The organism is Methyloligella sp. GL2 (assembly GCF_013341275.1).
Taxonomy (GTDB): Bacteria; Pseudomonadota; Alphaproteobacteria; order Rhizobiales; family Methyloligellaceae; genus Methyloligella.
This window is the reverse complement of the sequence record NZ_CP054476.1, coordinates 1,132,615-1,151,037: the sequence shown is the minus strand read 5'-3', so window position 1 is coordinate 1,151,037 and position 18,423 is coordinate 1,132,615. Positions and strand designations below refer to the sequence as shown.

The following is an 18,423-nucleotide window of genomic DNA, read 5'->3' as shown; positions in this document are numbered from 1 at the left end:
TTGCTTGCGCCCGCGTCCCCTCAAGCGGATTGAGCGGTTTGTGTCTGGAAGGCCTCGACCATGGGTTGGACGATCTCGGCATAGTAGCTTTCCGGGACGGGCTGCTCGGAGCGCTCGATCAGCTCGGAGAAGTCCCATTTCTTGAGCAGCTTGCCGTTGCGGAACACCGGCTGCAGCAGGTTCTCCTCCGGCGCGATGGAGTCCTTCGGCACGGTGACGTAGCTGCCGTTCTCCGCCTTCAAGGCAAGGCGGCCGCGCTTGGAGGCCTTGAACGCCGCCCCCGTCGGCTTCTTGAAGATGTCGACCCAGCTGCCGTTCACCTTCGCCGCATTGGCCTTCTGCCCGAAGTTCAGCGTGTCGCGATTGCATTGCTGCAACAGACCGCTGCCCATGCCGAACACCGCATTGTCCGCCGCCAAGCCCCGCCGCTCCATCTCGATATAGATGTCCCGCAGGCTGTACATGGTCACCCCGTCCCCCTGCACCGTGCGGATGAAGTCCGGCAGAACCTTGTAGCCCTTGGAGTTGACGCTGTAGCCGAACGCCTCCATCAGCCATTCGGTGGTCTCGGCGGTGACCTGAACCGGATCGCCGCTATCGGGCCGCACCCCGATCAGCCCGGGACCCGCCTCGATGGTCTCCTTCAGCTCCTTGCCGATGATGTTCTTCACCGCGTTCTCGTGGTCGTAAGAGTCGGTCAGCAAGATCACCACGCCGTAGTCCCGGTACATGTCGATCATGTGCCGCATCACCGCCGCCTCGTTCTCAGGCCCCCAGGCCGTGAACGAGGCATGCTCGGAGTTCGGACCCGACAGCGCCGGCGTCACGTGATTGTAGTAGCGCTTGGAGGCCACCACCCCCGGCACCGTGTCCGACTGGTTGAAGTTCACAAGATGCGCCAGACCGCCCAGCGCCGCCGATTCTTGCGAGCTCACCCCCCGGGCGCCGTAATCGTGCAGGATATGGCGGACGATCTCAGGATGGTCGGAGGTCTGCGCGAAGGCCTGCTTGATGATCTCCTTCGACATCCAGCTGATCGTGCCGATCGTCGTCGGGTACCAAACCGCCCGAAGCAGCGCCGTCTCGAAGAAGCTCGTCGCCCACCAATATTTGGGATCGGTGTTGATCAGCTGAACCAGCACATTGCCCGTCGGCACCACCGTGCCCTCCGGCACCGCCTCGATCTCCACCGGCAGATAGCCGCCGTGATCGTTCAGCACCCCCATCCAGTTCTCCCGGTTGAACGGCATCCCGATCTCCCGGCAATGCGCCTCCGCCTCGTCGATATGCTCCAAGGTCACAGGCGTCATCAGATATTCCCGAAGATAGGCCTGAAGACCGACGAACAGCGTCGCCGGGAACGCTCCACCCCGCGATTCGATATAGCTGGAGACGTATTCCGTCCCTTCCGGATAAATCGCGTAATGGCAGTGCTTATAATTATCCGTGTTCAGAATGACGTTGTGAAACCACGATGGTGTCGACATTCCCTTAAACTCCGATCCGTGAGGCACCGATCTCATGGTGCGCCGGCTCCAGTTCCGCCTATGTCCTGCCCGTGCCTGCAAAGGGATCCGCCCGGCACGCTCCAAACACGGCACCCACCGAAACGCTCTTATGAACCGTTTCATTTGTCAAAGCAATGGGCGGCGAAATTTGCGGCTTAGCCTGCTGGAAATTTATGCATGACGCTAAGGAGAGAGGCATCGGCGCATCCGGTCGCGACGCCTCGAGATCCGCCGTCACACTGCACGGCCCGACACCGCAGGAATCGGGTTATCGCACTGGTATAGATGATTTTTTGCCGCCTAAGCGGCATGAAGAAAGACACACGCCAAGCCGCCGCCGGGAGGCTGAATACAATCTTCGGCTGCCTCTTATCGCGATGCATGTTTAGCGTGTTTACGCCGCAGCTCGGCAGTTCCTAAATCGGCATAAACACGCGTTTTTTACGGCCCGATACCGGTTTTGGCTGCAAAATGTCTGAACGCTCGTTTTTTTGGCAGTCGAGCTTGCGGTCAATGCGCACAAGCACCGATATGCTTGCCCCAATGCTTCAATCATATTGACAGGCTGCAAACATGCTCCGTAACATCCGCGGCGAAACAGAGGAACGGCTGCCGATCTCTTGTAAGTAAAGGGCGGCAGCCGGTCGTTTCAGGCGTCGGTTGAAACTGCGGATTGCGACGATTTCGTCATCTAAATCAATCGCTTGAGCGACATCGAACGACACCGGCCAGGCCGTTGGAAGTGCAAATAAGCTTCCCTCGGCCTTTCTTTGGAACGTGAATTGAAACGTTTCATATTAGGCTGATGAATTTGGCTGCGCTGGCGAGCCGACTTAAGGCTTTCAGGCGTCGAACGGAAAGGGGCGAGCAAGATGAAAGGGGCGGTTTCCACCGGGTGCAACACCGCGCGGCATCCCGCATCGAGCTGCCCGCCACCGCATGATTTTCCGTTCCCTCTCTCCCGCCGGGAGCAGGCACTGCGCACGCTTGCCGTTTCCGGTGGGAGACCCGCCCTCCGGCAGGATCCTCGTCGCTGCGAGACGCATCCCGCCGGCACCCGCGGCAAAGCCGCCGGGGCGCCCCAGACGGGCTCAGAACCCCCTATGCTTTCCTCCGACAGCCCGGGGAAGAAACCGATGCGCGATGCTCCTCACTACCTTGCGCTTTGCGGCGGGGTCGGCGGCGCCAAGCTCGCCGACGGCCTGGCCAAGACGCTTCCCGAAGGCGCGCTGCGCATCGCGGTCAATGTCGGCGACGATTTCGAGCATCTGTCGCTGCATATCTCGCCCGATCTCGACACGGTGCTCTATACCCTTGGCGGTCTCGCCAACCGCGATCAAGGCTGGGGCCGCGAAGCCGAAAGCTGGGGCGTGCTGGACGAGCTGCGCCGCCTCGGCGGCGACGATTGGTTCCTGCTCGGCGATAAAGATATCGCCCTGCATCTCCTGCGCCGCGCACGCCTCGACCAGGGCCTCTCCCTCACCGCGGTGACGGCCGAGCTGGCGACGCGCCTCGGCGTGAAAGCCAAAATCCTGCCCATCACCGACGATAAGCTGCGCACCGTGGTCGAGACCGATGAAGGCCCCCTCGCCTTCCAGGATTATTTCGTGCGCCGCCGCTGCGCGCCCGCCGTCCGGGCGGTGCACTTCGAGGGCGCCGAGACCGCGCGCCTCAATCCGCAGATTGCGCAAGCCCTCGCCAGCCCCTCCCTTGCCGGCGTCATCCTTTGCCCGAGCAATCCCTATCTCAGCATCGCGCCGATGCTTGCGGTCCAGCCGTTGCGCCAATCGCTGGCCACGCTGGACTGCCCGGTCGTGGCGGTCTCGCCGATCGTTGCAGGAAGCGCCCTGAAAGGTCCTGCTGCGAAAATGATGCGCGAGATGGGCCACGCCCCGTCTGCCGCGACCATCGCCGAGCTTTACGTCGATTTCGCCGACATCGTTCTGGCCGACGAAGCGGATGCGGATCTCGCCGCGCAGAACCCGCGCATCCGAACCGCCCCCACCATCATGCATTCGGACAAGGAGCGCCTCGCCTTGGCGCGCATCTGTCTGGATCTCGTCAAAGAGAAACGAGGGACGTAAGCAATGCCGAAGATTGGATATAAGGCCTCCGCCGAGCAGTTCGCCGCGCGGCCTTTGCTGGATTTCACCGTGCTCGCCGAAGAGCTCGGCTTCGACTCCACCTTCATCAGCGATCACTTCCAGCCTTGGCGCCATCACGGCGGCCAGGCGCCGAACTCCATCGCTTGGCTCGGCGCGGCCGGCGCGATGACCTCGCGCATGACCCTCGGCACCAGCGTGCTGACCCCGACCTTCCGCTATCACCCCTCCATCGTCGCCCAGGCCTTCGCCACGTTGGGCGCGATGTTTCCCGGCCGCGTGATCCTCGGCGTCGGCACCGGCGAATCCCTCAACGAGGTGCCGGCGGCCCGCATCGAATGGCCGATCCAGAAGGAGCGCACCGCCCGCTTCCGCGAAGCCATCAAGCTCATCCGCGAGCTCTGGACCGAAGAGCGCGTCTCCTTCGACGGCGAATATTATCAGACCGAGCGGGCGACGATTTACGAGCACCCCGAGATCCCGGTGCCGATCTACGTTGCCGCTGCCGGGCCTTACATGGCCAAGCTCGCCGGCCGCAATGACGGCTTCATCTGCACCAGCGGCAAGGCGCCGGAGCTTTATACCGAGACCCTGCTCCCCAATGTCGCGACCGGACTGGAGCAGCGCAAAAGCCAGGCCGGCCCGTTCGAGCGCATGATCGAGATCAAACTCTCCTTCGACACCGATGCCGAACGCGCCCTGCACGATACCCATTACTGGGGCATGCTCGCGCTCACGCCGGAAGAGAAGATGAACACCGACGATCCGCTCGACTTCGAGCGCATGGCCGATGCGCTCCCCATCGAGCGTGCCGCCTCGCGCTGGATCGTCGCCTCCGATCCGGAGACCGCGGTGGAGAAGATCGGCTTCTATACCGGGCTCGGTTTCGACCATCTGGTGTTCCATTTCCCTGGCCCCGATCAAGAACGCGCCATGCGTCTTTTCGCCGAGCATGTTATGCCGCGACTGCGCTGACGACCCCAGAGCAGTCTCGGACCGGCGCGGAGCGGAACCGTCCACCTCCGCTCCGCGCCCGCTTCCGACCCAACGCAAGGACCGCCGACCGATGACACCGCTGAAGGCCCTGCATCCGGAACAGGACCAAGCCGTCTGGCTCGATTTCATTTCCCGCGCCGCCATCGCCGATGGCAGCCTCAAGACGCTGGTTGAGCAGGACGGCGTGCGCGGCGTCACCTCCAACCCGGCGATCTTCGAGAAGGCCATCGCCGGATCGGAGGATTACGACCCCGCCATCCGCGCCGCGCTGGAAGCGGGCGATGCCGATATCGGCACGCTCTATGAGAGCCTGGCCATCGCCGACATCCAGGATGCCGCCGATATCCTTCGCCCGGTCTTCGACGCAAGCGGCGGCGGCGACGGCTATGTCAGCCTCGAGGTTTCGCCCTATCTCGCAAACGATGCCAAGGCCACCATCGCCGAGGCGCGGCGCCTGCACGCCGCCGTCAATCGCCCCAATCTGATGGTGAAGGTGCCGGCAACGCCCGCCGGGCTCGTCGCCATCCGGCAGCTGATCTCCGAAGGCATTTCCATCAACGTCACCTTGCTGTTCTCCCGGCAGGTCTACGAGCAGGTGGCAAACGCCTTCGTCGAAGGCCTGCAGGATCTGGATGCGAGCGGCGACGATGTCGCCAAAGTCGCGAGCGTCGCCAGTTTCTTCATCAGCCGCATCGACACCGCCGTGGATTCCCTGCTCGATCAGCGCATCGGCGGTCTCGCGTCCGATGAGGAAAGCCAGGCCCTCGTCGCGCTGAAGGGCAAGGTGGCCATCGCCAATGCCAAGCTCGCTTATCAGAGCTTCGGCGAGATCTGCACCGCCCCCGCCTGGCAGGCTTTGGCCGCCAAAGGCGCCAAGCCCCAGCGCCTGCTCTGGGCCTCCACCGGCACCAAGAACAAAGCCTATTCCGACGTGCTCTATGTCGACGAGCTGATCGGCAAACAGACCGTCAACACCATGCCGCCCGCCACCATGGACGCCTTCCGCGATCACGGCACCGTGGCGGCAACCCTCGATCGGCATATGGACGCTGCCGAGACCGTCATGGCGAAGCTCGCCGAAACCGGCATCGATATCGAGGCGGTGGCCGCCGAGCTGCTGGATCAAGGCGTTCAGCTTTTCGCCGAGGCGGCCGACCGGCTGCTCGATGCGGTGGCGGAGAAACGCGCTGCCATTCTCGGCGACCGTCTCAACGCTCAGACCCTGGAGCTGCCGGCAGCGTTGCAAGGCGCCGTCGATGCCGCGCTGGAAGGATGGCAGCTCGGCGGCTCGACCCGGCTGCTCTGGGCGCGCGATCCGGGGCTGTGGACCAACTCGGACGAGAACCGCTGGCTCGGCTGGCTGGACCTGATCCCCGACGAGAGCGCGCAAGGGAACCGCTACGCCGCCTTCGCCGAAGAGGTGCGCACCCGCGGCTTCACCGACGTGGTGGTGCTCGGCATGGGCGGCTCCAGCCTCGGCCCGGAAGTTCTGGCCGAGATCTACGGACCGCAAGCCGGCTTCCCCAAGCTGCGTATTCTGGACTCCACCCATCCGGACGAGATCCGCGCTTTGGAGGCAGAGCTCGACCTTCCGAACACGCTGTTCATCGTCGCCAGCAAGTCCGGCTCGACCTTGGAGCCGAACCTGTTCTGCGACTACTTCTTCGGCCGCATGAAGGAGGTGGCCGGCGGGGCCGCCGCCTCCCATTTCGTCGCCGTCACCGATCCGGGCTCCGCCCTGGAACAGCGGGCCAGCGCCGACAAATTCTGGCACATCTTCCACGGTGTGCCGGAGGTGGGCGGCCGCTATTCGGTGCTCTCAGCCTTCGGCCTGGTGCCGGCCGCGGCCATGGGCATCGACATCGCCGAGTTTCTTAGCACCGCCCGCACCATGTTCCATTCCTGCGGCGCCCTGGTGCCGCCGGTCCACAATCCGGGTGTCGGCCTCGGCGTTGCCCTGGGCGTCGCCGCCCTCACCGAGCAGCGCGACAAGGTCACCCTGATCGCCTCGCCACGGCTTGCCCCGTTCGGCGCCTGGGCGGAACAGCTGATCGCCGAATCCACCGGCAAACAGGGCAAGGCGCTGATCCCCGTCGACGGCGAGCCGCTGGGCGCGCCGGACGTCTACGGCCCGGACCGCAGCTTCGTTTACCTCCGTCTGGCCGATGCCGCCGATCCCGCCCAGGACGCAGGCGTGGCGGCGCTGGCCGAGGCCGGCCATCCCGTCATCCGCATCGACCTGAAAGATGCCGCCCAGATCCCGCAGGAATTCTTCCGCTTCGAGATCGCCACGGCGATCGCCGGCGCGGTGCTCGGCATCGACCCGTTCAACCAGCCCGATGTGGAAGCCAGCAAGGTCGAAACCCGCAAGCTGTTCGAGGCCGCCGAGACGACCGGGGCCTTGCCGGAAGAGACGCCGATCTTCGAAGACGAGCAGATCGCCCTCTTCGCCGATCCGGAAAATGCGGCGGCGCTCCCCGGCGCGGGCGACGGTTTGGAGCCTGCGCTTCGCGAGCATTTCGCGCGTATAAAGACGGGCGATTACGTCGCGCTGCTGGCCTATATCCCGCGCAACCCCGCCAATACCGCGCAGCTCCGCACCCTCTGCAACACCCTCCGGGAGAAACGCAAAGCCGCCTGCTGCGCCGAGTTCGGCCCGCGCTTCCTGCACTCCACCGGGCAGGCCTATAAGGGCGGTCCCGATAGCGGCGTGTTTCTGCAGATCACCGCCGAGCCGGCGCAAGACCTATCGATCCCCGACCGCAAGCTCGGCTTTGCCACCGTCGTCGCCGCTCAAGCCCGCGGCGATCTCGCCGTGCTCTCGGAGCGCGGGCGGCGGGCCTTAAGAGTTCATATTAAACATGGCGACGTAACCAAGGCTTTGGACCGGCTCGAAGCGGCGACACAAGCCGCTTTGGCTTGAAGCCTCAGGAGAGAATGATGCAACTCGGAATGATCGGCCTTGGCCGCATGGGCGGCAATATCGTGCGGCGCCTGCTGCGCGAGGGCCATGAGGCGGTGGCCTTCGATCAGAACGCGGACGCCGTCGCCGCGCTGGAAGGCGAAGGCGCTACCGGCGCAAACAGCCTGGAAGACCTCGTCGCCAAGCTCGAGGCCCCGCGCATCGCCTGGGTGATGCTGCCGGCCGGCGAGATCACGCAAGCCGCGGTGCAGCGCCTCGGCGAGCTGATGCAGCCCGGCGACGTGATCATCGACGGCGGCAACTCCTTCTATAAGGACGACATCGCCCGCGCCGCCGCGCTCGCCGAGAAGGGCATCCACTATCTGGATGTCGGCACCTCCGGCGGCGTTTGGGGGCTGGAGCGCGGCTACTGCATGATGATCGGCGGCGACACCGAGACGGTGCAGCGCCTCGATCCGATCTTCGCAAGCCTCGCCCCCGGTATCGGCGACATTCCCCGCACCGAAGGCCGCGAGACCCGCGACCCCCGCGCCGAGCAGGGCTATATCCATGCCGGTCCCGCCGGCGCCGGGCATTTCGTCAAGATGATCCATAACGGCATCGAATACGGGATGATGCAGGCCTTCGCCGAGGGCTTCGAGATTCTCGAGCAGGCGAACTCGGAGACCCTGCCCGAGGCCCAGCGCTACGATTTCAACCTCGCCGACATTGCCGAGGTCTGGCGCCGCGGCAGCGTGGTCTCCTCCTGGCTGCTCGACCTCACCGCCCAGGCGCTTGCCGGCGACGAGAAGCTCGACGGCTTCTCCGGCTTCGTCTCCGATTCCGGCGAAGGCCGCTGGACCATCAATGCGGCAATCGAGGAGGCCGTCCCGGCCAATGTGCTCTCCGCGGCGCTCTATGCCCGCTTCCGCTCGCGCAAAGAGGAGAGCTTCGCCGACAAGATCCTCTCCGCCATGCGCAAGGGCTTCGGCGGCCATCAGGAACCGAAATAGGCGGCGCGCGGCAAAGCCATGGCCATAACGCTCCCATGACGCTCTCCCTTCCGCGCGGCACCCAGCTTCTGCCCGATCCCGAGGCGGTCGCCCGTGCCGCCGCCGATCATCTCCTGGTGATCTGCGCCACCGCGACCCAAGAGAAGATCGCCATTTGCCTGGCCGGCGGCAGCACGCCGAAGCGGCTTTATCAGTTGCTCGGCAGCACCGATTATCGCCACCGCCTACCCTGGGAACGCATTCATTGGTTCTTCGGCGACGAGCGCCTGGTGCCCCTCGACGATAGCCGCAGCAATGCCGGCATGGCCCACGCCGCGTTCGACGATGCACCGATTCCGCCGGCCAATTTCCATGTCATCCCCACCGGCGAAGGCGCCGAGACGGGCGCCGCCGCCTATGACCGGACCTTGCGGGAGTTCCACGGCCCCGGCGGCTTTACCGGCGGCTATCCGCTGTTCGATCTGGTGCTGCTCGGCCTCGGCGGCGACGGGCATACCGCCTCGCTGTTTCCCGGCACGGCCGCGCTGAACGAAGACAAGGCCCTGGCGACGCCGGTGCCCGAGCCGGGGCTGGAGCCCTTCGTGCCGCGCATCACCCTCACCTATCCGGCGCTTGGCTCCGCGCGCCTGGTGCTGTTCCTGATCACCGGCGCCGGCAAGACCGAAGCCTTGCGCCGTCTTGCTGCCGGCGAGGATCTTCCCGCCGGCAAGGTCGCAAGCAAAGGCCAGCTCTGGTGGCTGATCGACGCCGCCGCGGCCGGCGGCGGCACCCGGCCTTAGCGCCGCGAGGCGGCGACCACGCCGCACTTGCGCGGCTGCGCGATCCACGCGACATCCCAGCTAGACCAAGGCTGAGACGGACAATCATGCAAATCAGGGATGCTTCAGACGGCGATGTCGAGGGGATCCTCGCCATCTACAACGAGGCCGTGCTGCACACCACCGCGATCTGGAACGAAACCACGGTGGATGCCGCAAACCGGCTGGCTTGGCTGCAGGACCGGCGACAAGCCGGCTATCCGATTCTGGTCGCCATATCGCCGGAAGCGACGGTTCTGGGCTATGCCTCCTTCGGGGATTGGCGGGCCTGGCAGGGCTTTCGCCATACCGTCGAGAATTCGGTTTACGTCCGGAGCGATGCCCATGGCCGGGGCATCGGCGAAGCGCTGATGCGGGCGCTGATCGCGCGGGCCCGGACAATCGGCAAACACGTCATGGTGGCAGGGATCGGCGCGGAGAATTTCCCCTCGATCCGGCTGCACGAGAAGCTCGGCTTCGAGCGCGTCGGCCAAATGCCGGAGGTCGGCACCAAATTCGGCCGATGGCTCGACCTGACCTTCCTCCAGCTGATTCTCGATGAGCGAACCGATCCAGACGAGTAATTCGCCCACAGTCCGGCGAAAGGCACGTTACCTGCTTCGCGGCTGAACCGATCAATTTCTTAGGGAAGGAAATGGTAGCGGAGGAGGGCTACCCACTGAAGCGGCTAATGAGCTCCACTAGCACTGGCTCATCTTAACGCATCTTCCAAGACTCTGATGGGAGCAATCTCGAAACCCATTGTGTTACCCGCGCAGATGATCGCCAATTTCAGGACCATGCTTCCAAGCACGAAGGAGTTCATGTGGCACGTCAATGAGATAGAGCCGTGTCAGTAAGAGAAAGCCGCGAAACTTGAGCTTCAGGCCAGATTGGCGTGTCATGAGGTCCACTGCCAGATCCCTCTTTGCAAAGAGATGGCCATCGGCGGCCGCACATTCGAGCAACTTACGATACCGCAATATGTCTTTCCTCGTTCCGCGGCCCTCTCGACAAAGCAATGCCAAATTGTAGGCTGACGGCAAGTGCCCAAGTTCAGCGCCTCGAGCGAACGCGGCAACCGCTTTACCATCTTCTCTGTCTTCCAAATGCAGACGCCCCAAATTATACGCTGCCTCTTCGGAACCAGCCTCCGCCGCTTGCCGGTACCAATATTTTGATCGGCTCGTATCCGCTGGGAAGTAGGTTCCAGAGTACCCTTCTGCCAGCAACCACATGCTTGCAATAGAGCCCTGCTGCTCAGCCAGAGCTGCCAGCTTTGGCTCCGCCTGATCGGGGGAGCGTTCAAGCAAAAGATAGATTTCACGCAACTCTTCTAGATCAGGCTCTCGTTCCCAATCCATTATTTAATCTCCCAAATAGCGCTACCTTATTTGCCGTCCTTCGGTTCGGGCTTGGTAATGCCCGGTGGTGGTGGCGGCTCATATTTAGGAAGATTCGGCGGCCGCTTTAAGCAAACGAGACAGTAGATTGTAATCGCCCAGTCCCGCAGCGCGACGACGGGAGGCCGCTCGTCTACCTTCTCGGTGACGAGGTTGAAGCAGTCGATTTTCTCGGCGAGAAGATTGGTAGCGGAGGAGGGCTACCCACTGAAGCGGCTATATGCGCACGCTAATATCGGCTCCATCTAGCGCAGAGAATCGTTACCCGCGCAGGAGCGCATCGTCCTGGTGTTGCTCCGCACGAAACCGCGGAGGTTAGAGACGGCCTCCTGTCCGATGCCTCCACCATCTATTCGTCACACCTCGTCAACGAATGACACTAGTCAGTCATTACTAGCGTTCGTCAGAAGAATTTCGCGTCATCCCCTTCCAAAATATCGTGAAGCGCTCTGGCGACCGGAAAACCATATCCGCTTCCTGCCTCTTCCCATTTCAATTTTTGCTCCTTATGCGCCGTACTCGTGTAGAGCTCGGCTCCGATCATCTGGAGCGCAATCACAAGCGACTGAATAGCGTCGGCACCGAGGGCTTCGAAAGTCCGATGCACTTCCGGCCATCCAATTTCGTACCGGCAGCTCCAAGCTCCGTCGTCGGCCTGCTGGGGCAAATGAATCGTTATCGGGATGCGCGTCGCCCGTTCTCCATCGATAAGAGTAAGTTCTCGCATCGCAATAATCATTTGACGCTCCCCTAGTACGACAATGGTGGAATTGGGCGACCAGCAAGGCAAGCTGCGTATCTCTGAGCTGCTTGCGCGAAACACGGAGGAAAGCCCACCATCCTGCAATCGAAAATGTCCCAATCATCTCGCGCTTCACAGCGACTTTCGTCTCTCACACAGGCCATGCGCCTACTATCCCGAGACGACCATATGGGGAAGGAAATTGACCCACCGGTGGGCCACCGGAAGAACAGGTGATTGACCCACCGCCATCAGCCGATTGATATCAAATGGAATTTTTTAGTGGATGGCGCCCCGTAGGGGAATGAAAAAAGCGTTTTATTTCACCCGCTTAGGGTTTGGTGAGCCATCTGAATGGCCCATAGTTTCCAAGGTCTTTCCTAGGGCGATTGACCCACTTTTATCTATCGGGATCAAGATCAGGATATTGAACAATCTAAGGCGCCGGAAAAAGCTTAGGTCGATCAGGAAGCTGATCCGTCATCCGTACAAGCGCCATTCTCTGCGTCCATTGCGAATCCGAGCTTCGGCGGAATATCGGTTATAATGAACTGCACGAACTCTCGAGCCAAAGCCGTTAGCTCATACAGCTCCTGATCATCGAAAGCAGCCGTCATAGTCTTTCGTTTGCGCCCTTACGGCTGCAAACATTTTCGGAGTTTTGGCTAGAAAATTCACTACTTAGTCCGTTTCTCAGTGCCGGACGTAAAAGGAAATACACAGACTCCTCACGGACAATCATCCGATACTTGGCCTAGGAAACATTTACGGAAAAATCACAGAATACTACCTCCTGTTCGTGTAGATATTATAATTACACAAGAACATTCTGAAAATACAATCAGTCTAAGAGGTTAATCCATCTCTTTCGGCTTAAGATCCGGATACTTCTTAACAATAGGGTTTATAATTTCAAACAAAAGGGACCCAAGAATTCTTGATGCCATTCCCCTATACTCTTCAAATTCTTCATCAGAACAATTCGTCTTAAGCTCTTCTAGCATCGCATCCTGCTCCGCGCCCTGCTTTAACGCCAGATCTAGAATCTTCTTCGCATTTTCCTTTGACATATATCCACCTTATCCTATGGAGGGCATCCATTTATTGCCATACACCTGTTGACACAATTCCAAAATCGAAATCCGTAGTTGCCCGAGGGGAGATCGTACGAACAGTCGCCTATACACATTTCCTTTATCTTCTGGCAGCGGTCACTCTGTTTGTTCCACGCACATTGCTCGATGGGTGTGCTCAGACTCGGCAGATACCAGCTCGCTTGCAACCCCTTAGTATCCACCCTCATCTCCGGACTGCTCTTGGCGTAAGCCCAGAGGCTTGGGCCATCACTGAACTCCGGCGGCACGCTGTAAGGAGGGGCAATTGCTCCGACGTTTTGTGCCACCGCTGGAAGATATTTTGATAGGCCGAATGGGAGGCTAGTTGCGGGCGAAGATGCCCCGCCAACAGGCCCCTCCGGCAGCAGTATACAAGCAAATCCCATCCCTTTTCCTTTCGTCTCTCAACTGAAGAGCGGCGGAGTTGGAGATGCGCGCAAAGGGACAGCCGGTCGGCTCCTATGCGCGCGAGTGCCTGTTCGCGGCGACAATCGGCACCGCTCCTGCCCAGTCCCGCAGCGCGACGACGGGAGGCCGCTCGTCTACCTTCTCGGTGACGAGGTTGAAGCAGTCGATTTTCTCGGCGAGAAGATTGGTAGCGGAGGAGGGACTTGAACCCCCGACACGCGGATTATGATTCCGCTGCTCTAACCAGCTGAGCTACTCCGCCATTTGGGTTTGAGGCGCCGATATAAGGAGGGCTTGAGACCCCTGTCAAGGAAGCGGCGCGTCAGAAGGAATTATTGTCCGCCCGAAGGCGAGGCTTCCGCCGGCTGGGTGCCGGAAAGCCCTTTGCTGACGGCGCCCTTGGCGCCGCGAATAGAAGCCTTCAGCGGCTCGCGCCCGCGGCCATAGCCCGGCTCCTTGACGAAGCGCAGCATGGTGAACAGCCCCATCGGCCGCAGCGAGACCCGCTCAGTGAGTCGCAGATCGTCCCGCACCAGCACGTTTTCGACCGGAAACACCGGATGCCAGCCGATCAGCTCGGCCATCGGCGCCATGCGCCGCTCGATCAGCCCGCGCAAGCCCTCTTCCTGGCTGAAGTGATTGACCAGGATCACCTCGCCGCCCGGCTTGCAGACCCGCTCCAGCTCGGCCATCACCGCATCCGGATCGGGCACCACGGTCATCACATACATGGCAACCACGGTCTCGAAGCTGTCGTCTTCGAAATCCAGCTGGCTCGCATCCATCTCGTGCAAGCCGTCGACATGGGAGAGCTTCTGCCGCTCCACCTTCTCCTGCGCCTTGGCCAGCATCTCCGGCGAGAGGTCGATGCCCGTCACCGTCAGATGCGGCTTATAGGCGCCAAGCGAAAGCCCGGTGCCGACGCCCACCTCCAGCACGCGGCCCTGGCGCTCGTTGATCAGCTTGACCGCATGCTTGCGTCCGGCCGCGGCGACCTTGCCGAAGGTCGAATCGTAGACCGGTGCCCAGCGCCGATAGGCTTCCAACACCGAGCCGGTATCCATATGGGAAGATCCTTCGCCCACCTGACGACCTTTCCTAAGCTTCCATCGACGCCAAGATTAAGCCGAAACCGGGCGCAATTTCGACGGTTACGCGCGATTTACTGCGACTGTGCCGCGATTGCCGCATCGGTGCGCACATCGCGGGTGCCGTTCGCCGTGCCAAGTTCGGTCTCTGCGCTGAACTTGGCCGAGGTAATCCAGCCACCGCCCAGCAGCCGGTCTTCCTCTTCCGCCGAATAGAAAACGCAAGCCTGGCCCGGCGAGACGCCCTCCTCGCCCTCGTTGAGATCCACCACGGCGCCGGCCTCGGTCCAGCGCAACACGCCCGGATGAAGATCGCCGCTGGAGCGTACCCGCGCCAGCACCGGCTTGCCTTCTACGGGGAGCGCCTGCAAAGCCTCCTCGCCAATCCAGTTGACGTCGCGCAAGGTGATATGGCTGGCCAGCAGCCAGGCGCGCGGCCCTACCACCACCTGGCGCGTCTGTGCGTCCAGCCGGATCACGTAAAGCGGCTCGGCGGCGGCAACGCCGATGCCCCGGCGCTGACCGATCGTATAGTTGATGATGCCGCGATGGCGCCCCAGCACCGTGCCGTCCACATGCACGATATCGCCGGGCTCGGCAGCGCCGGGCCGAAGCCGCTCGATCACCTGGGTATAGCGCCCCGTCGGCACGAAGCAGATATCCTGGCTGTCGGACTTCTCCGCCACCGGCAGATTGTATTTGCGCGCCAGAGCCCGCGTCTCGTCCTTGGGCATCTCGCCCAGAGGAAAGCGCAGGAAGGACAGCTGTTCGGCATTGGTGTTGAACAGGAAGTAGCTCTGATCGCGGTCCTTGTCATGGGCGCGGTAAAGCGCAAATCCCTCGCCCGCCGGCTTGGAGCGCACGTAATGCCCGGTGGCCAGCGCTGCCGCGCCAAGCTCCTTGGCGGTGCCCAGCAGGTCGCGGAACTTGATCTTCTGGTTGCAGGCAACGCACGGCACCGGCGTCTCGCCGTTCAGATAGCTGTCGGCGAACTCGCCCATCACCGACTCGGCGAAGCGCTGCTCGTAATTCAGCACGTAATGCGGAATGCCGATGGTCTCGGCCACGGCGCGCGCATCGTGGATATCGCGGCCCGCGCAGCACGTGTCGCGCCGTCCCACCGCCTCGCCGTGATCGTAGAGCTGCAGCGTGATCCCGACCACGTCGTAGCCCTGATCCTTCAGCAGCGCGGCGACCACCGAGGAATCGACGCCGCCCGACATGGCGACCACGACCCGGGTGTCCTGCGGCGATCCTTCAAGATGCAAGCTGTTACGCATGGCGACGGTCATTTCACGTTTCGGCGGATTGGAAAACTATCGGGCGGTCCCTTGCGCTCGCCAAAGCTGGCTTGCCAGGCTGATTTGCCGGGGCTGGCTTCGGGACGCCGTTTCTCGCTTTCGCCGGCCCTCGCAAAACACCGGTCCGGCGCATTTATTCTCTTGGCGCGAAGATAGGCGCAGCCCCGGCAAGACGCAAGCGCCGCTCAGGCGAAGCTTAAACCCTTTGGCTCACGGGCAATTCGGTCCGGTGATTCGCGCACCCCGGCAAGTCCTCGCCGCACCGGATCGGCAGTTCTCAATACGTGAATACTTTTTCTTCGTAATACCCGTAATTTTTGCCCATTCCTTTGCGGCTTCCTTTACCGGCCTGCTTAGGTGTTTTTTAAAAGCCCGCTGCTACTGTCCGCTCAAATATTAGATCATCGAGTGGTGTAGTGAGTACGATGACAGAACAATATAGGCCGCGCGTTCGCTATGTGATTGGGCCCGACGGCAGCCCGCTGACGGTTGCCGATCTGCCGCCCAAGAACACCAAGCGCTGGGTTATTCGCCGCAAAGCGGAAGTCGTGGCCGCGGTCCGTGGCGGGCTGCTGAGCCTGGAGGAGGCGTGCGAGCGTTATACCCTCACCGTCGACGAGTTCCTGAGCTGGCAACGCTCTATCGACAAGCATGGCCTTCCGGGCCTGCGCGCCACCCGCGTCCAGGAATATCGCGGCTAAGCATATCGCGGGCCGACAAAGCCCAACGCGGCGGCACAAATCTCGCCGCCGCTGCGAGAGCATCGATCCCGAAAAATCATCGTGACGGCAAACGCCGCGAAGAGATCTCTCATCGCGGCGTTTCACGATCTCGGTTCTTCCGCGCCCTCAAGCGAAGCGAGGGGCGGCAAAATCAGTCGCGGAAATTTTCGTATTGCAGCGGCTGCTCGATCTTCAGCCCCTTCACGAAGCCGATCACGGCCTGCAGATCGTCGCGCTTCTTACCGGTGACGCGCAGCTCGTCGCCCTGCACCGAGACCTGCACCTTGAACTTGCCTGTCTTGATCTCCTTGACCAGACGCTTGGCCAGTTCCCGGTCGATGCCCTGGCGGATCAAGGCGACTTGGCGCACCGACTGTCCCGCGGCCGGCTCCACCGTCTTGTAGTCGATGCAGCCGGCATCGAGCTGGCGCCGCGCGAAATGGCCCTGCAGTAGCTCGTGCATCTGGCGCAGCTTCAGATCGTCATCGGCATTGATGACGATCTCGCTTTCTTTTCGCTCGACCGTGGAGGACGAGCCCTTGAAGTCGTAACGCTGCTCCATCTCCCGCCGCATATTGGCGAGCGCATTGTCGACCTCGGCCAGATCTGTCTTGGAAACGATGTCGAAGGACGGCATCTTACCCCTCCCCTGTCGCTAAAAGGCTACGCGCCGGCCCCATCCTGTCACGAATGGGCCGGCGGCGCCTATAAGCCAATATCTCGGATCGGAGGCTTAGCTTGCCGCGCGGTGATGACCGTGCGCATCGAGCGCAGAAAGCGTGCTCTTGGCGCCTTTGTCGCGCCCGCGCCCCGTCTCGCGCTCTTCCAGCAGCCCGGCCCGCGCCAGCTCTTCCTCGGCTTCTGCAAGCTGCTCCTTGGCGGCTTGCAGCTTCTCTTCCAGGTCCCGGCTGGACTCTTTCAGATTATCGCGCCGCTCCACCGCCGCCTTGGCGAAGGTCGGATAGGCGTAATGATTGACGTCGGTGACGCCGGCCCGCTCCTGCTCGATTGCGATTTGGCGGTCGAGATCGGCGGCCATCTGCTGGAAATCGGCGATCATCGCCTCGATGTCTTCGACGGTCCGACGCTTTTCCTCGACGTCGAAACGCTTCAGGCGGATCAGTGCGTCTCGTGACTTCATACTCGATACCTCAAACTACTCAGACGCTGCCCTGGCACGATGGAGAGCATCAAAACTCGTGCCAGTTTACCGGAACACTCCCTAAAATCGGCTTTATCGCCGGCCTGCCTCGCTTAAAAATATTCGGCAGCCTCTGCCGTCCCTTCATCCGCGCCGCGCTGCACCCTTTGATTTGGTGCGCCCGGCCCGAATTCAGCACCGAAAGTAAGATGGAAAAGACGCCGTCCGGTCCCCCCGCGTCTTCCGAGGCGATTGTCGGCGAGAGGGCTTAAGGCCCGGTAAACCATGGCGTTCGCATTTGAAACGCTAGCGTAACGATCCGTCCCAAAACGACCCGAATTCATTAAACGTCCCTTAGCGGTCAGTTTTTGTTAACTATTGGACCCTAGTTTGTTGATTCGAGTTAACCATCCGCGTTTACAAAGGTTTGCGGCCCGCGCACGCGAACCTCACCTATCAATGGCCGGGGGATCGAAATGAGGGTGCTTTTAATTGAGGATGACAGCGCGACGGCGCAGAGCATTGAGCTCATGCTGCAGTCGGACGGCTTCAATGTTTATACGACTGATTACGGCGAAGAGGGCATCGATCTCGGCAAGCTCTTCGACTACGACATTATACTGCTCGACCTGAACTTGCCGGACATGAGCGGTTACGAGGTGCTCAAAGCGCTCCGGGTCAACAAGGTCCAGACGCCCATCCTCATCCTTTCCGGCCTTGCCGGTATCGAAGACAAAGTCCGCGGCCTCGGTTTCGGCGCCGACGACTACATGACCAAGCCCTTCCACAAGGACGAGCTCGTCGCCCGCATCCACGCCGTGGTACGCCGCTCCAAGGGCCACGCCCAATCGGTCATCCAGACCGGCGGCCTTCGCGTCAATCTCGACACCAAGACCGTCGATGTGAATGGCCAGCGGGTGCATCTGACCGGCAAGGAATATCAGATGCTGGAGCTGCTCTCGCTCCGCAAGGGCACCACCCTCACCAAGGAGATGTTCCTGAACCATCTCTATGGCGGCATGGACGAGCCCGAGCTCAAGATCATCGACGTTTTCATCTGCAAGCTGCGCAAGAAGCTCGCAGCGGCGACCGGCGGCAAGCATTACATCGAGACCGTCTGGGGCCGCGGCTATGTGCTGCGCAATGCCGAGGAAGAGGCCGACGAGGCTGCCGCCTAGCCTTGCG

At 61.8% G+C, this 18,423-nt stretch carries 16 protein-coding genes and 1 tRNA gene; 8 read left to right on the top strand and 9 right to left on the bottom strand.

The window, feature by feature from the left end:
* Nucleotides 1-20: 20 nt before the first annotated feature.
* Nucleotides 21-1,487 (bottom strand): nicotinate phosphoribosyltransferase, encoded by a 1,467-nt coding sequence (locus HT051_RS05405; protein ID WP_174541087.1) that lies wholly within the window; start codon nt 1,485-1,487, stop codon nt 21-23.
* Between the two features lie 1,157 nt (nt 1,488-2,644).
* Between HT051_RS05405 and cofD the strand changes: the two genes are divergently transcribed.
* The 6 genes from cofD to HT051_RS05375 all read left to right on the top strand — a co-directional run bounded on the left by cofD (nt 2,645) and on the right by HT051_RS05375 (nt 9,902).
* On the top strand, nt 2,645-3,592 hold the full coding sequence (cofD, locus tag HT051_RS05400; protein ID WP_174541086.1) for a 2-phospho-L-lactate transferase: 948 nt from the start codon (nt 2,645-2,647) through the stop codon (nt 3,590-3,592).
* Between the two features lie 3 nt (nt 3,593-3,595).
* A complete protein-coding gene (gene fgd, locus HT051_RS05395; RefSeq protein WP_174541085.1) occupies nt 3,596-4,585 on the top strand; it encodes a glucose-6-phosphate dehydrogenase (coenzyme-F420) in 990 nt (329 codons plus the stop codon).
* A gap of 91 nt (nt 4,586-4,676) precedes the next feature.
* Nucleotides 4,677-7,529, top strand: coding sequence for a bifunctional transaldolase/phosoglucose isomerase (locus HT051_RS05390; RefSeq protein WP_174541084.1), 2,853 nt, complete (start codon nt 4,677-4,679; stop codon nt 7,527-7,529).
* A 17-nt stretch (nt 7,530-7,546) separates the two neighbouring features.
* Complete coding sequence (gnd, locus tag HT051_RS05385) at nt 7,547-8,521, top strand: phosphogluconate dehydrogenase (NAD(+)-dependent, decarboxylating) (RefSeq protein ID WP_174542878.1); 975 nt, start codon at nt 7,547-7,549, stop codon at nt 8,519-8,521.
* Nucleotides 8,522-8,556: 35 nt separating this feature from the next.
* The gene (pgl, locus tag HT051_RS05380) at nt 8,557-9,300 is read left to right on the top strand and encodes a 6-phosphogluconolactonase (protein WP_174541083.1); all 744 of its coding nucleotides are present in this window, start codon (nt 8,557-8,559) and stop codon (nt 9,298-9,300) included.
* Nucleotides 9,301-9,386: 86 nt separating this feature from the next.
* On the top strand, nt 9,387-9,902 hold the full coding sequence (locus HT051_RS05375) for a GNAT family N-acetyltransferase (protein ID WP_174541082.1): 516 nt from the start codon (nt 9,387-9,389) through the stop codon (nt 9,900-9,902).
* 183 nt (nt 9,903-10,085) lie between these two features.
* On the opposite strand, the gene HT051_RS05370 is transcribed toward HT051_RS05375, so the two are convergent.
* The 6 genes from HT051_RS05370 to mnmA all read right to left on the bottom strand — a co-directional run bounded on the left by HT051_RS05370 (nt 10,086) and on the right by mnmA (nt 15,354).
* Nucleotides 10,086-10,682, bottom strand: a complete 597-nt coding sequence (locus HT051_RS05370) for a tetratricopeptide repeat protein (protein ID WP_174541081.1) — start codon at nt 10,680-10,682, stop codon at nt 10,086-10,088.
* Between the two features lie 442 nt (nt 10,683-11,124).
* Nucleotides 11,125-11,460 carry a hypothetical protein gene (locus HT051_RS05365; RefSeq protein WP_246810185.1) on the bottom strand — a complete coding sequence of 112 codons (336 nt, stop codon included), beginning with the start codon at nt 11,458-11,460 and terminating at the stop codon, nt 11,125-11,127.
* 857 nt (nt 11,461-12,317) lie between these two features.
* Entirely contained in the window at nt 12,318-12,533 is a 216-nt protein-coding gene (locus HT051_RS05360) for a hypothetical protein (RefSeq protein ID WP_174541080.1), read from the bottom strand.
* A 638-nt stretch (nt 12,534-13,171) separates the two neighbouring features.
* Nucleotides 13,172-13,248, bottom strand: a tRNA-Met gene (locus HT051_RS05355).
* A gap of 70 nt (nt 13,249-13,318) precedes the next feature.
* On the bottom strand, nt 13,319-14,071 hold the full coding sequence (locus tag HT051_RS05350) for a class I SAM-dependent methyltransferase (protein WP_246810184.1): 753 nt from the start codon (nt 14,069-14,071) through the stop codon (nt 13,319-13,321).
* Between the two features lie 77 nt (nt 14,072-14,148).
* Nucleotides 14,149-15,354: a tRNA 2-thiouridine(34) synthase MnmA gene (mnmA, locus tag HT051_RS05345; protein ID WP_174541079.1), complete on the bottom strand. Its 1,206-nt coding sequence runs from the start codon at nt 15,352-15,354 to the stop codon at nt 14,149-14,151.
* A gap of 446 nt (nt 15,355-15,800) precedes the next feature.
* Between mnmA and HT051_RS05340 the strand changes: the two genes are divergently transcribed.
* Nucleotides 15,801-16,076, top strand: coding sequence for a DUF1153 domain-containing protein (locus tag HT051_RS05340; protein ID WP_174541078.1), 276 nt, complete (start codon nt 15,801-15,803; stop codon nt 16,074-16,076).
* A gap of 172 nt (nt 16,077-16,248) precedes the next feature.
* On the opposite strand, the gene HT051_RS05335 is transcribed toward HT051_RS05340, so the two are convergent.
* Nucleotides 16,249-16,734 carry a YajQ family cyclic di-GMP-binding protein gene (locus HT051_RS05335; protein WP_174541077.1) on the bottom strand — a complete coding sequence of 162 codons (486 nt, stop codon included), beginning with the start codon at nt 16,732-16,734 and terminating at the stop codon, nt 16,249-16,251.
* A gap of 96 nt (nt 16,735-16,830) precedes the next feature.
* Entirely contained in the window at nt 16,831-17,238 is a 408-nt protein-coding gene (locus HT051_RS05330; RefSeq protein ID WP_174541076.1) for a flagellar export protein FliJ, read from the bottom strand.
* Between the two features lie 476 nt (nt 17,239-17,714).
* Between HT051_RS05330 and ctrA the strand changes: the two genes are divergently transcribed.
* Nucleotides 17,715-18,416, top strand: coding sequence for a response regulator transcription factor CtrA (gene ctrA, locus HT051_RS05325; protein WP_174541075.1), 702 nt, complete (start codon nt 17,715-17,717; stop codon nt 18,414-18,416).
* Nucleotides 18,417-18,423 lie beyond the last annotated feature (7 nt).

Excerpts from the sequence above, each read along its gene's own strand:
- HT051_RS05405 (WP_174541087.1), bottom strand. The coding sequence starts at position 1,487 with ATGTCGACACCATCGTGGTTTCACAACGTCATTCTGAACACGGATAAT.
- cofD (WP_174541086.1), top strand. The coding sequence starts at position 2,645 with ATGCGCGATGCTCCTCACTACCTTGCGCTTTGCGGCGGGGTCGGCGGC.
- fgd (WP_174541085.1), top strand. The coding sequence starts at position 3,596 with ATGCCGAAGATTGGATATAAGGCCTCCGCCGAGCAGTTCGCCGCGCGG.
- HT051_RS05390 (WP_174541084.1), top strand. The coding sequence starts at position 4,677 with ATGACACCGCTGAAGGCCCTGCATCCGGAACAGGACCAAGCCGTCTGG.
- gnd (WP_174542878.1), top strand. The coding sequence starts at position 7,547 with ATGCAACTCGGAATGATCGGCCTTGGCCGCATGGGCGGCAATATCGTG.
- pgl (WP_174541083.1), top strand. The coding sequence starts at position 8,557 with ATGACGCTCTCCCTTCCGCGCGGCACCCAGCTTCTGCCCGATCCCGAG.
- HT051_RS05375 (WP_174541082.1), top strand. The coding sequence starts at position 9,387 with ATGCAAATCAGGGATGCTTCAGACGGCGATGTCGAGGGGATCCTCGCC.
- HT051_RS05370 (WP_174541081.1), bottom strand. The coding sequence starts at position 10,682 with ATGGATTGGGAACGAGAGCCTGATCTAGAAGAGTTGCGTGAAATCTAT.
- HT051_RS05365 (WP_246810185.1), bottom strand. The coding sequence starts at position 11,460 with ATGATTATTGCGATGCGAGAACTTACTCTTATCGATGGAGAACGGGCG.
- HT051_RS05360 (WP_174541080.1), bottom strand. The coding sequence starts at position 12,533 with ATGTCAAAGGAAAATGCGAAGAAGATTCTAGATCTGGCGTTAAAGCAG.
- mnmA (WP_174541079.1), bottom strand. The coding sequence starts at position 15,354 with ATGCGTAACAGCTTGCATCTTGAAGGATCGCCGCAGGACACCCGGGTC.
- HT051_RS05340 (WP_174541078.1), top strand. The coding sequence starts at position 15,801 with ATGACAGAACAATATAGGCCGCGCGTTCGCTATGTGATTGGGCCCGAC.
- HT051_RS05335 (WP_174541077.1), bottom strand. The coding sequence starts at position 16,734 with ATGCCGTCCTTCGACATCGTTTCCAAGACAGATCTGGCCGAGGTCGAC.
- HT051_RS05330 (WP_174541076.1), bottom strand. The coding sequence starts at position 17,238 with ATGAAGTCACGAGACGCACTGATCCGCCTGAAGCGTTTCGACGTCGAG.
- ctrA (WP_174541075.1), top strand. The coding sequence starts at position 17,715 with ATGAGGGTGCTTTTAATTGAGGATGACAGCGCGACGGCGCAGAGCATT.